Source organism: Martelella alba (assembly GCF_006516955.1).
GTDB classification, from domain to species: domain Bacteria; phylum Pseudomonadota; class Alphaproteobacteria; order Rhizobiales; family Rhizobiaceae; genus Martelella; species Martelella alba.
This window is the reverse complement of sequence record NZ_VHLG01000002.1, coordinates 124,732-137,568: the sequence shown is the minus strand read 5'-3', so window position 1 is coordinate 137,568 and position 12,837 is coordinate 124,732. Positions and strand designations below refer to the sequence as shown.

Annotated in this window: 10 protein-coding genes; 2 read left to right on the top strand and 8 right to left on the bottom strand. The window is 60.8% G+C overall.

Annotated features, from left to right (window positions below):
* The first annotated feature begins 29 nt into the window (after positions 1–29).
* Positions 30–1,229, top strand: coding sequence for a 3,4-dihydroxy-2-butanone-4-phosphate synthase (gene ribB / locus FJU08_RS04175; RefSeq protein WP_141147726.1), 1,200 nt, complete (start codon positions 30–32; stop codon positions 1,227–1,229).
* A gap of 31 nt (positions 1,230–1,260) precedes the next feature.
* Positions 1,261–1,701, top strand: coding sequence for a 6,7-dimethyl-8-ribityllumazine synthase (ribH, locus tag FJU08_RS04170; RefSeq protein WP_141147725.1), 441 nt, complete (start codon positions 1,261–1,263; stop codon positions 1,699–1,701).
* A 10-nt stretch (positions 1,702–1,711) separates the two neighbouring features.
* Here ribH and FJU08_RS04165 read toward each other — a convergent pair whose 3' ends face one another.
* The 8 genes from FJU08_RS04165 to FJU08_RS04130 form a co-directional block, all read right to left on the bottom strand.
* Positions 1,712–2,830 (bottom strand): bifunctional transcriptional activator/DNA repair enzyme AdaA, encoded by a 1,119-nt coding sequence (locus FJU08_RS04165; RefSeq protein WP_141147724.1) that lies wholly within the window; start codon positions 2,828–2,830, stop codon positions 1,712–1,714.
* A 71-nt stretch (positions 2,831–2,901) separates the two neighbouring features.
* A complete protein-coding gene (locus FJU08_RS04160) occupies positions 2,902–6,222 on the bottom strand; it encodes an error-prone DNA polymerase (RefSeq protein WP_141147723.1) in 3,321 nt (1,106 codons plus the stop codon).
* Positions 6,223–6,231: 9 nt separating this feature from the next.
* Positions 6,232–7,710: a Y-family DNA polymerase gene (locus tag FJU08_RS04155; protein WP_141147722.1), complete on the bottom strand. Its 1,479-nt coding sequence runs from the start codon at positions 7,708–7,710 to the stop codon at positions 6,232–6,234.
* Positions 7,610–8,215 carry an ImuA family protein gene (locus FJU08_RS04150; protein WP_141147721.1) on the bottom strand — a complete coding sequence of 202 codons (606 nt, stop codon included), beginning with the start codon at positions 8,213–8,215 and terminating at the stop codon, positions 7,610–7,612. The genes FJU08_RS04155 and FJU08_RS04150 overlap by 101 nt, the downstream gene beginning before the upstream one ends.
* Before the next feature lie 141 nt (positions 8,216–8,356).
* Positions 8,357–9,994 carry a hypothetical protein gene (locus FJU08_RS04145; RefSeq protein WP_141147720.1) on the bottom strand — a complete coding sequence of 546 codons (1,638 nt, stop codon included), beginning with the start codon at positions 9,992–9,994 and terminating at the stop codon, positions 8,357–8,359.
* A 314-nt stretch (positions 9,995–10,308) separates the two neighbouring features.
* Positions 10,309–11,145, bottom strand: coding sequence for an ABC transporter permease (locus tag FJU08_RS04140; protein WP_141147719.1), 837 nt, complete (start codon positions 11,143–11,145; stop codon positions 10,309–10,311).
* Complete coding sequence (locus FJU08_RS04135; RefSeq protein WP_141147718.1) at positions 11,142–11,855, bottom strand: ABC transporter permease; 714 nt, start codon at positions 11,853–11,855, stop codon at positions 11,142–11,144. Before FJU08_RS04135 ends, FJU08_RS04140 begins: the two co-directional genes overlap by 4 nt.
* 186 nt (positions 11,856–12,041) lie before the next feature.
* Positions 12,042–12,821, bottom strand: a complete 780-nt coding sequence (locus tag FJU08_RS04130) for a transporter substrate-binding domain-containing protein (protein WP_141147717.1) — start codon at positions 12,819–12,821, stop codon at positions 12,042–12,044.
* Between the last annotated feature and the right edge of the window lie 16 nt (positions 12,822–12,837).

Below are 12,837 nucleotides of genomic sequence, written 5' to 3'. Positions count from 1 at the left end.
CGCTGCACCTGATGAAAAGGAAGACGACCATGAACACTGTTGAACCCGCGCTTGCCGCGCTGAAGGCTGGCCGCATGGTGGTGCTTGTCGACGACGAGAACCGCGAGAACGAGGGCGATCTGGTGGTTGCGGCCGAGTTTGCCACCACCGAGGCGGTCAATTTCATGGCAACGCACGGGCGCGGGCTGATCTGCCTGGCACTGACGGCGAAAAAGATCGATCAGCTCGGTCTGAAGCCGATGGTGGAAAAGAATGATGCCCCGCATGAAACGGCGTTCACCGTGTCAATCGAGGCACGTCATGGTGTTACCACCGGCATTTCGGCACGCGAGCGGGCGCTGACGGCGCGTGTTGCCGCCGATCCGGCGTCCGGGCCGCAGGAGATCGTCTCACCCGGCCACATGTTTCCGCTGAGAGCAAAGAATGGTGGGGTTCTGGCGCGCAATGGCCATACGGAAGGGGCGGTCGATCTCGCCCGCCTCGCCGGATTGACGCCAGCCGGGGTGATCTGCGAGATCATGCGCGATGATGGCGAGATGGCGCGCCGGCCGGATCTGATCGCCTTTGCCGAAAAGCATGACCTGCCCTTGCTGACGATTGCCGAGCTTGCCGAATATCGCCAGATCCACGAAATGCTGGTGGAGGAAGTCGCCGATGCGGCGCTGCCGACCGGGCTTTCGAATACGGAATTCGTCGCCCATGCCTTCCGTGAGACCCTGAGCGGGCAGGAGCATCTGGTGCTGGTCAAGGGGCCGCTTGGCGATGCGCCGCTGGTACGGGTGCATTCGGAATGCCTGACGGGTGATGTGTTCGGATCGCGCCGCTGCGATTGCGGTGAGCAGCTTTCCGCCAGCATGGAGCTGATCGGCCAGAATGGCGGCGTGCTGATCTATCTGCGCGGACAGGAAGGGCGCGGCATCGGCCTTGCCAACAAGATCCGCGCCTATCACCTGCAGGAACAGGGGCTTGATACCCATGCCGCCAATCTGGCGCTTGGCCTGCCGGCCGATCAGCGCAGCTATTGGCCGGCCGCCCATATTCTGCGCCATCTCGGTATCAGCCGGGTGAAGCTTTTGACCAATAATCCCGACAAGGCCGACAGCCTTGCCGCTTTCGGGATCGCGGTGGAAAAGCGCATGCCGCTGATCATCGCCGCCAATCCGTTCAATGAAAATTATCTCGCCGCCAAGCGGTTGAAATTCGGGCATTTCCTGCCCGCCGCCGAATAGTCCCCATCGCCAGAGAATAAGGAAGAAAACCATGTCGCACCGTCTTGCCATCGTCATCAGCCACTTCAACGAGCGCGTTACCTCCGGCCTTCTGACCGGAGCTCTGGCCGAGCTTGAAGCGCGTGGCCATGCTGTTTCGAAAGACGATATCTTTAACGCTCCGGGTGCCTTTGAAATTCCGCTGGTCGCCAAGAAACTTGCGCTCAGCGGCAAATTTGCCGGCGTCGTCTGCATTGGCGCCGTCATCAAGGGCGAAACGGCCCATTTCGAATATATTTCCGATGCCGCGGCCCATGGGCTGATGCAGGCGTCGCTGGAAACCGGCGTGCCGCTCTCCTTCGGCATTCTGACGACCTATACCGCTGATCAGGCTTTCCGTCGTTCGGCCGATGATGCCCATAACAAGGGTCGCGAGGCCGCCGCCGCCGTTGTCGAGGCGTTGGAGGTGCTGGGCAAGGTTGCCGCTGCCTGATTGCGGCGCTTCAGCGGGCGGGCGGGGGCATAGGCCCGCCGCTCAGCACCTCTGATGCCTGATGCGGTGCTGGAGGTGGCCTGCGATAGTCGCGTTCGATCTCCAGCAGGCGCTGCTTGCGCCACAACCCGCCGCCATAACCGGTCAGCGACCCGTCGGCACCGATGACCCGGTGGCAGGGCACCATGAGGGCGATCTGGTTTGCACCATTGGCACGGGCGACAGCCCGTGTCGCCGCCGGATTGCCGATCAGCCGGGCAATCTCGGCATAGGAGCGGGTCTCGCCGGCGGGGATCTCGCATAGCGCATCCCAGACTGTGCGGCTGAAGGCGCTGCCTGCCTGATAAAGTGGGGTTTGAAACTGTGCCATGCGGCCGGCGAAGAAGGCGGCAAGTTCGGCTTCCGCCTGTTCTGTGATGGCGGTGCGGCCAATGCCGAGACGATCCCGCGTTGCCTGACGCAGTTTTTTCAGTTCCGCCGGAAGTGCCTTTCGCTCGGTGAATTCAAGCAGATGCAGATGGGTTTCGCTGGCGACGGCAATCATGTCGCCAAGCGGGGTGGCAATCCAGCTTGCCTTCAACACGGCCGGGCCGCGCAGCTCTGACGGTAAGCAGCCGAGAAGCCGGGCAAAAGCCGCCCGGAACGCGCTTGGCGAGTCAAAACCGGCCTCGTGCTGGGCGGTGATCATCTTACCGCCACCGGCCAGCGTCTCGAAACCTTCCCTTAAGCGTCGCTGGCGCGCCATTTCCAGGAATGTCATGCCGTAATGGCGCTTGAACGCCCGGCGGACGGTGGAAAGATCATGGCCGAGCGCTGCGATACGCGCTTCGCTCCAGCGGATATCCGGACGGGCATCAAGGGCTTTGAGCAGGGCCGCAATGGTCGGGTCCTGGCTGGCCGCTGCCTGCAGCGGATGGCACCGCTTGCAGGGGCGGAACCCGGCTTCGATACAGGCGCCGATGGTGGCGTGAAAGCTGCAGTTTTCCCGCCGGGGCTTGCGCGCCGGACAGGTGAGCCGGCAGAAAATGCCGGTGGTGGCGACGCAGACATAGGCCTGCCCGTCATAATGCGGGTCGCGGGCCAGAAGCGCCTGATAAAGTGTCTCGTGGTCAGGTAGATCAAATAGCATGGCTTTTGATAACATTCCCCGATGATCCGGTCTGTCGGAAATCGGGCGTTGATTTTAAATTCAGGCCTTGCTCAATGGAAATCCCGGCTTGGAAACAGCTTCTTTGCCTGTTCGCGCGGATGGTGGGCGCGGGGGCCGAGCTTTGGCCGCCGTGGCGCGTCATCACTCTTGGGATCGGTGATGCCGATCGCATCATCCATCGGGTGGCCGAGTTCGCTCAAGAGATGCGAACAGTCCTCGATCACTTCGGCAATCACATGCACCACGCTGCCTTCGCGCTGCAGCGGGCCGGTTACTTTCAGCAGCCTGCCGCCCATCACGATGCGGCGGTAGCGTTCATAAACCTTTTTCCAGACAACGATATTGGCGACGCCGGTTTCGTCCTCAAGCGTTAAAAACACCACGCCGGAGGCGGTGCCGGGGCGTTGCCGGGTGATCACCAGACCGGTAACGCTGACCCGGCGCTGAGGCGTTGTCGCAAGGGCGGAATGCAGTGTCAGCCCGTTAATCCGGGCGCGCAGCAGCTCCATCGGATGCGCCTTGAGGCTGAGCCGCAGCGCCACATAATCTTCCACCACCTGTTCGCCGAGATTCATCGCCGGCAGGATGACATCCGGCTCGCGGATATGTTCGCCGTCAATCGGATCGGCAAACAGCGGCAGCGGCTTTGGCGCACGGATCGCCTTGACCCGCCACAGCGCATCGCGCCGGGAGAGCCCGGCATCGGCAAAGGCATCCGCCTCGGCCAGACGTTCCAGCACGGCAGGCGCAAGGCCGGCGCGCAGCCACACATCCTCCGGGGTCTGGTAGCCGTTGCCGCGCGCCTGTTCCAGCCATTCGGCATCTTCCTTGCGAAAGCCGCGGATCTGGCGCAGCCCGAGCCGCAGGGCATGGTCGCGGTCACTGCGCCGTTCCAGCGTGCAATCCCAGGCGCTGTGATTGACAGAGACCGGACGCACCTCGACCTGATGCTCGCGGGCATCGCGGATGATCTGGGCCGGAGCGTAAAAACCCATCGGCTGGGCATTGAGCAGCGCACAGGCAAATGCTGCCGGGTAATGGCATTTGAGCCAGGCCGAGACATAGGTGAGCATGGCGAAGGCGGCGGCATGGCTTTCGGGAAAGCCGTAATCGGCAAAGCCCTCGATCTGGGCAAAGCAGCGGGCGGAAAAATCGGCGTCATAACCATTGTTGAGCATGCCGGTAATGAACTGTTCCTTGAACCCGCCAATCGTGCCCATGCGGCGGAAACTGGCGAGCGAGCGGCGCAGCCGGTCGGCATCCTCGGCGGAAAAACCGGCGGCTACCACGGCAATCATCATCGCCTGTTCCTGAAACAGCGGCACGCCGAGGGTTTTCTCCAGCACCGAACGCAAGTCGGTATTCGGATAGGTGACATCCTCCAGCTTCTGCCGGCGCCTGATATAGGGCTGGACCATGCCGCCCTGGATCGGTCCGGGACGCACGATCGCCACTTCAATCACCAGATCGTAAAAGCTGCGCGGCTTCATGCGCGGCAGAAAATTCATCTGCGCCCGGCTTTCCACCTGAAACACGCCGATGGCATCGGCGGCACAGAGCATGTCATAGGTCGCCTCATCGCCCTGCGGCACCATGTCGATGGTCAGTTCCCGCCCGTAATGCTGTTCAACAAGATCGAAGGATTTTTTCAAGCAGGCCAGCATGCCGAGGCTCAGCACATCGACCTTCAGAATGCCGAGCGCGTCGATATCATCCTTGTCCCATTCGATGATGGTCCGGTCTTCCATGGCGGCATTTTCGATCGGACAGAGCTCGTCGAGCCTCCCTCTGGTGATGACGAAGCCACCGACATGCTGCGACAGGTGCCGGGGGAAATCGATGATCTCGCCGATCAGCCTGATGGTTTGGGACAGTCGCCGGTCAGAAAGATCGAGCCCGATCTCGCGCAACCGGTTGGGATCCGCACCTTGGTTGGAAATGCCCCAGATCTGGCCGGAAAGACTTGCTGTCACGTCGTCGCTGAGCCCCATTACCTTGCCAACCTCGCGAATGGCCGAGCGTGAGCGGAAATGGATCACCGTGGCACAGAGCCCGGCGCGGTGCCGGCCATATTTCTTGTAGATGTGCTGAATGACCTCTTCACGCCGTTCATGCTCAAAATCGACGTCGATATCGGGCGGTTCGCCGCGATGTTTGGAGACAAAGCGCTCAAACACCATGGCAATCATGTCCGGACTGACATCGGTAATGCCGAGCGCATAGCACAGGATCGAATTGGCGGCCGAGCCGCGCCCCTGGCATAAAATGCCAGCCGAGCGGGCATAATCGACAATATCGCGCACGGTGAGGAAATAGGCGGGAAATTTCAGCTCCTCGACCAGCGCCAACTCCTTTTCTGCCAGGGTCCTGTAGCGGTCGGGAATGCCGCCGGGCGCGCGCCGGTGAAGCCCCTCCCAGCAAAGCCGTGTCAGCCTTTGCATCGGGCTTTCGCCATCGGCGATCTCATCGGGATATTCATAGGAGAGTTCCGACAATTCAAAGCTCACGCGGGCGGCAATTTCCACTGTGCGGCGAATGGCTGCGGGATAATCGCCATAAAGGCGGGCCATGTCGGCCGCTCCCTTCAGCCGGCGCTCGGCATTTTGCAGTGCCAGCCGGCCGATTTCGTCGATGGTGATATGGTGGCGCATGCAGGTCAGGACATCGGCGAGCTGCCTGCGGCTGGCGTGGTGCATCAGCACATCACCAACCGCGACCATCGGTGCGCCGGTTTTATGGGAAAGGGCGGCCGAGCGGGCAAACCAGGTCTGGTCGGAACCATCATAGCGCGGCGCCGCGCCAACAAAGACATGGCCGGGAAAGCGGTTCAGGAGCCGCGCAATGATATCGGTCGTCTGCGGGCCGGTATCGGGTGGCAGTGCGATCAGGATCGCGCCTTCTGCCCATGTCATCACATCCTTGAGAAAAAGTGTGCATTCGCCCTTCTCCGCCCGTTGCTTGCCAAGGCTCAAAAGCCTTGCCAGCCGCGCATAGGCCGGGCGGTCCGTCGCCAGTGCCACGAATTCGACGGCGCAATCGGAAAGCACCAGCCGACAGCCGATAATCAGCCGTGGCAGGCGCTGGACCGTGACGGGCAGGCCCGGCTGTCCAGAAAGTGGCTGACGCGAGGATGGGTCAGTGCGATGGGCCGCACGCAGGGCGATTGCCTGTTCCTGCTGCTTTTCGTGATGCTTGCGGCGGATCTCCTTCAGGGCGGAAAAGGCGCGGACCACACCGGCAAAGGAATTGCGGTCGGTGATCGCAATCGCTTCCAGCCCGAGGGCAGCAGCGCGCGCCACCAATTCTTCCGGATGCGAGGCACCGGTTAAAAAGGTGAAATTGGAGGTGACGCAAAGCTCGGCGTAATTCATGGGGCAACCTCACGCAAACTGACCCTGCACGAACCAGTTGGGTGCCTGGGGCGTGTGAAACATGAAAAGCCGAAACCCCTCTCTGGTTTCCACCCGCCAGTAATCCCTGAGGCCCGAACGCCAGTCGGGATCATCGAACCACCATTCCGGCGCAATCCGCTCCGGCCCTTCGGCGCGGGCCGTATGAAGGCCGATGCGCCGCCAGGTGAAGCGGGCTGGCGGATTGCGGCTTTGTGCGGCCTGATCGGAGAGCAGCGGCTCCGGCGTGAAAAGTGTCAGTGGGCGCGGGCGGGGGGCTGCCCACTGCCCCTCCGGCTTCGACCATGCGGCTGGCGCCATGAAGAAGCTGCGTTCGGGAATATGGCTTTCAGCCGGCTGAAAGCGCTGGATATTGTCAAGTCCGATCCGGGTGCCGAGCCGGGTGACAAGATCGTCCAGCGCTTCGCCCTTGACGGTGCCGCGCACATCAATCTGCTCGGCCGGCAGGTCTTCGACGTCAATCGCTTCCAGCCGGGCGCGTTCGATCCCGAAACCGGCATCGATCTTGTCCAGCGAGCGCTCGAACAACCGGGAAATCCGTATCGCATCGCGCATTGGCCGGGCAAGGCGCAATTCGGCAATGGTGTCCGACTGGTCAACACGTGACAGGGTGAGCACCAGCCTGCGTGCCCCGGCCTCGCGGGTCTTCAGCCTGTCGCAAAGCCGTGCCAGCAACCGCTCCAGCACGGCTGTTACATCCGCCTTGAGACCAATCGGCTCGGGCAGGTTCATCCTGACGCCGTAATGCGGCGGTTCGGCAAGCGGGGAAATGGTCTCGCCGCGTGCCCCGGTCGCCTGATCAAGCCGCTCCAGCAGTTCCATACCAAAGCGGCGGGCAAGGCTGGCACGCGGCAGCGCTGCCAGATCGGCGATGGTGTCGAGACCAAGCCGCTTCAGCGTTGTCGCCGTCTGCGGCGCAATCCCGAGGGCTGCAACGGGGAGTTTCGCAATGGCGGTAGCGGTTTCGCCTTCCGCAGCAATGCCAGGGGCAAAGCGGGCAAGCGCTGCCGCCGCCCCTCTGGTATCGGCAAGGCCCAGCCTTGCGCTCAAGCCTGCCCGGGCAAGGCGCGCCTTGAGATCACCGAGCATGGCCTCCTCTCCTCCGAAAAGATGGAGTGCACCGGTCATGTCGAGGATCAGCCCGTCGTCACCGTCGAGTCCGGCAAACGGCGTATAGCGTGTTGCCCAGCGCGCCAGCAGTGCCAGAAAGCGGGCGTCGCCATGGCGATCGGCCGGGTGGGTGATCAGATCGGGCACATAGGCGCGGGCATCGGCGAGCCCCATGCCGCGCTCGAGCCCCAGTGTTTCTGCGGCCTGGTTGAGGCAATGGAGTCGGTCATGATTGCCTTCATGAAGCGTGACCGCGAAGGCCCCTTCGATCGGGCGTCTCCTGAGGGCCCGATCGCTCGGCAGTCTCGGAAACCATATGGATACGATGCGTCTCTTCATTGAAACGGACAGTCCAGCTTCTATTTGTTCCTGTTTTGTTCTTTATAATGGACCAAAGCTGCAGAGTCGAGTCAGAGGGAGAAAAGAGCGGCCGGCAAAGCCAGCGGGTTTCCGCTGCCGGGTTGCCCATGCCCTCGGGAAAAAGGCAAAGTCCCGTTGCGTGGCCGGCTTCCGCAGCAAGCTGCAGCCGGCGACCGGGGGTGAGATCAAGCGGTCTGTCAAGTTCCAGCACGACGAGGGCAAGCGCGCCGGAGCGCAGACCTTCCTCGGCAGCGGCCAGGGTCTCCGTCTGGTCTTTCGTACGGGCAAGCAGCAGTTTTTCCGGATCGGCAAAGCGGGAAAGTGCGACCGGGTTGAGCGTGCCGGGCAGGAAACTGGCTCTGACCCACAGGCAATGGCCACCGCACGCCCCCATCAGGGCGGCGGCGAAAAAACGCGCTCCCGGTCCGTTCACATCATGGGTGCGGCCGGAACGGAGCGGAAAAAGGGTATCAAAGTCGTTCATGGCGCACATTATATCGCAACACGAACGAGAATGAAAAGGGAACAAAGCCGTGAACGCACCGCTCTCATTGTCACGCCATTCGGCCAATGTCGGTTAGGTTTGACGGATTGGCGCCGGCATGCCGGCGCCGAGCTCGCTTGCCTAAAACCGGCTGGGGTCCGATATGGTATTCTGCATGCCGGATGTGGATGGCACGGCTTTATCGGCGGCTGGAACGTCAAGGCGTGGCCTGGTGGACCGTGACTGCTCGGCGTTCTGGCGCGCTCCCGTATCGCCAAAGGGGGTGAAGCCGGTCAGCTCCGGGTCGCTCTGGTCCCGACGCCATTGAAGGGCGGCGGCGGAAAGCGATTGCGGCGATGAATGTGCGTTTCGGGTCAGACCGGTCGGCTCATTGGCGATTGGCACACGCTGTGTAAAACGATCATCTGCTAGGCGATATCCCCTTCGTCGCCGCAATTCTGTGCCTTCCCGATGAGGCTGTGCTGTCGGGTCGGGCGATTGCTGCCGGATCGGAACGGCGCGATGCCGGGTGGTGGTCGGTTGCGTGCCAGGATTAAAATTGAGACGCAAGAAACACGTAGCGACAAAGTTGTTGTTTTTCCCGAAAGCGTAGCTGGTGTCGGCCGGTCCTAATGCCGGGACGTTTGCCCAGGTCTCTGTCCGGTCGGGTGCGCAGTGGAAAGGCCCCATGAATTTTGTTCCCGCAATATGCTCGAGATAGGAGGGAAGGAAAGCAACGGTGCGGCAAAGTGCGGAGCCGATAAAGCGGCTATGTGAAGCAATACCAGCTTGAGGGTCAACGAGCATGGATAGCGCCCCGCCCGCGACAGTGCCAACCGACCAGGCCGCGAAGGCTTTCGGTGCACGGCTGTCTGCAACACATTTCCCGTTCACTCTGAGATCCCAGATCGAAACGGAGCCTGCTTCTCCCCCGGCGCTACAGCCGACCGGAAGATGCAGCGGCTTTTTATTGCCATTGATACCTTGAGCTTCCGCAGTGACGGTTCCGTAGGGATGGGTCAGATCCCCGCGGCCAAGCCATTCGCGGCGCATATGCAGGTTCTCAGAGATGAGCTTGCCATCAATGAGCTTGGCGGTCCCGCCAAAACCGATCTGATCGATCGTCATCGCGGATGCCCTGAAGTAGTCGCCAAAGGCGGTATTGCTGCCGATTTCATCATGGACATAAGCGGCCCAATCCAGCTTCAGGTTTTGATCGTCATCCTTGCGTATCTGCCCCTGAAGCTGAAGGGCGATCTTGGTCCAGCCATTCAGACCTGGAAGGATCGACGCAACCGCAGGCGCATATCCAAGCTGAACAAGGCCAAAGTTGTGATCGCGAAACAACCTCTTGGGCTTGCTTCCTATTTGGCGCAGTGCAGTCCGAAAGACACCGTTTTCTATTTCTTCTGTCATACGCTCGGCAATTGTGTTGTCAGCTGAAACGGCTGCTTCAATATCTCTGAGTGTCTGAACTGCGACTGCATTTGCGGCGTCTGTCTGTGACGCGCTGTCGGTCGAGCTGATCGACGATGTTGATGTGCTGCTGTTAATGTAGCCGGGCTGTGTGGTGACAATGTTGTCGCGCCGGCTCATAGAAACCTCCGGCGTGCCGTGTCGTGCATAAACGCTGGCCTCACGGGGTAGGTTCGCGCGCTGCAACGGCTGTCCGGCGTTCCTGCGTTGATGAATGTCGGAAGGCGGAAGTTCGGCAGGCGGCGGTTCGCCAGATGTGGTGACCTGATTGTATTCATTGGTGATGTCTCGAATTCCAATCATGCAATACTCTCCCCTCCGGACGCGCCCCTAAGGCGGCCGGTTCTTTGTTCAAACGGAGCCGGTCCCACAGGCGTTTTCAACCTGCAAGGATTAGCAACTATATGAAATTGCGCATCTTTTTCGGGAGGTGATCGCGTGCGATCATCCCTTTTAATGCGTCGGCACTGTCCATGATTGCTGATCCGTATGGCCGGTTGGCATGACCCGGCCACGGGTGCTTCTATGGTATTGAAAAGGATTACATGTTGTTTGTGGAATAGAAGATTTGCTTTTTCCTATAGCGGTAAAAAACGTGGTGCCGCAGTCAGGCGCGTTCAGCGCCTGACCGGGATCTTCTTTTCAAAATGGCGGAAAATCGCCACCAAAATGCCGGTAAGGCAGAAATAGAGGAAGGCAAGAAACAGTAGCGGTTCATAGGTGAGATAGGTTGACTGGCGGATCTGCCCGACCACTGAATAGAGATCGACGACGGTAATTGTGGCCACCAGCGGCGTCGATTTGAGCTGCACCACGGTTTCACCGGCAAGGGTGGGCAAGGCGCGCTGAATGGCGCGCGGCAGCCAGATCCGCCAGAGCATGGTGAAGCGGCCCATGCCATAGGCGCGGGCAGCTTCCAGCTCACCATGCGGCACACCTTTCAGCGCACCGCGCATCACCTCGCCCTCATAGCCGGCATAGGACAGCGTCAGCGCGAGGAGCCCATAGGGCCAGGCCTCACGCAGATAAGGCCAGAGAAACGAGTGGCGGATGCCGGGAATACCGGGAAACAGCGAGCCGAGACCGTAATAGAGCAGCCACAATTGCAGCAAAAGCGGCGTGCCACGGATCAGCGTGCAGAAGACCTGTGCCGGCCAGGCGAGAAAGCGCGGCCCGGTGACCTGAACGAGGCCGAGGGGAACAGCCAGAATGAAGCCGAAGATGGTGGAAAAGATCAACAGCAACACTGTTACCCACAGGCCCTTGACCAGAAGGCCGGCATATTGCGGCAGCCAGTCCCAGCGCATATCTACTGCCATCAGCACCAGAAGGGCGAGCGCGATCAGCATCAGGACAATGCGGTGCGGGCGCATCAGCGCGGCAAGGCGGGGAAAGGGCGGTGGTGTTTCGATCTCGGCGAGATCGGCTGTGATATCGTCGTTCTCTCCGCTCATGACTGGCTCCGTGTGAGCCCGCGCCGGGCGCGCTTTTCAAGCATTTGCAGAAGAATTGTGGAAACGAGCGTCACGGCGAGATAGAGCACGCCGGCGGCCGAGAAGAACAGGAAATATTCATGCGTCACGCCAGCGGCCTGGCGCGTGGCCAGTGTCAGTTCGGTAAAGCCAACCACGGCCAGAAGTGCTGTATCCTTGGTGGTGACGAGCCAGAGATTGGCAAGTCCCGGAATGGCATGCGGCAGCATGGCCGGCAGGGTGATCCGGCGCAGGATCATGGAAGGCGGCATGCCGTAGGCGCGTGCGGCCTCGATCTGTCCCTGCGGCACGGCCAGGATCGCGCCACGCAGAACCTCGGTGGAATAGGCCCCCTGCACCAGGCCGATGACGAGGATACCGGCCAGCATGCCAGAAATGTCAACGGAGGAAAAACCGAGCACGTCCATGAGATTGTTCAGGCTTGCTGTGCCGGCATAATAGAGCAGCACGATCAGCACCAGTTCCGGCACGGCCCGCACCACGGTGGTGTAGATTTCGAGAAGATCACGGATGATCGGTCCGCCATATAGCTTGCCGGATGAACCGGCAACGCCGATCACCTGACCCAGCAGGTAGCCGCCAGCGGCAACCTCAAGCGATGTGAGAAGTCCACGCAAAAGTGCGCCGCCCCAGCCCGGCGGCGACAAGGCAAGATTTTCCAGTCCCGTCATCTCATCCGTTTCGTCATGTCAGCCATCCCCGCAGGATTTTGCCTTTGTTCAGCCTTCTGGTGTTCCGGGCGCTTTGCATTCTACGTGTTTTGTCTGCCCGGCCTGGCGTGATTTATCTACCATGTTCAACCATACGCCAGTTTGAAGTATTCGGGCGACCTCTTTTGAAGGCCGCCCGGAACGTGATCAGTCACCGTAAATATCGAAGCTGAAATATTTCTTCGAGATCGCATCATAGGTGCCATCGGCACGCACGGCGGCAATCGCCGCGTTGAACTTGTCCTTCAGTTCGGTATCGCTCTGCCGCAGGCCGATGCCAATGCCGGGGCCGTAGATTTCCACATCGGCGGGTACGCTGCCGACGAGTTCACAGCAATCCTTGCCATTATCGCTTTCCAGGAAGGGCTGCAGTGTGACCAGATCGGCGATTTCGGCATCGATACGGCCGGAATAAAGATCCTGATTGACGTCGTCCTGGGTCTGATAGGTCTTCAGCGTGGCATCAGGGAAATGCTTCTTGGCATAGGCTTCATTGGTGGTGGAAACCTGAACGCCGAGGATCATGCCCTTCAGGGCCTCGTCAGTCGGCTCGATGCCCATCCCCTTGGCGGCAACGATGGCGCCGGGTGTGTTGTAGTATTTGTCGGAAAACGCGATTTCCTTCTCGCGTTCCGGCGTGATCGACATGGAGGACATGATCGCATCGATCTTGCCGGAGGTGAGCGCCGGGATCAGGCCGTCCCAGGAGATCGGTGTAACGACGCAATCCAGCTGGGCGGAAGCGCAGACGGCGTCCATGAAGTCGATTTCCCAACCGGTCCACTGGCCGGAGGCATCGGGAACGGTAAAGGGCGGATAGGGTTCGGCGGCAACGCCAACCTTGACGGTGTCGGCGGCGGCTGCAAGGCCTGCCGAAATGGTGATCGCGGCGGCTGTTCCGGCCAGCAATGCGATGATTTTCTTCATGATGATCCCTCTTGTT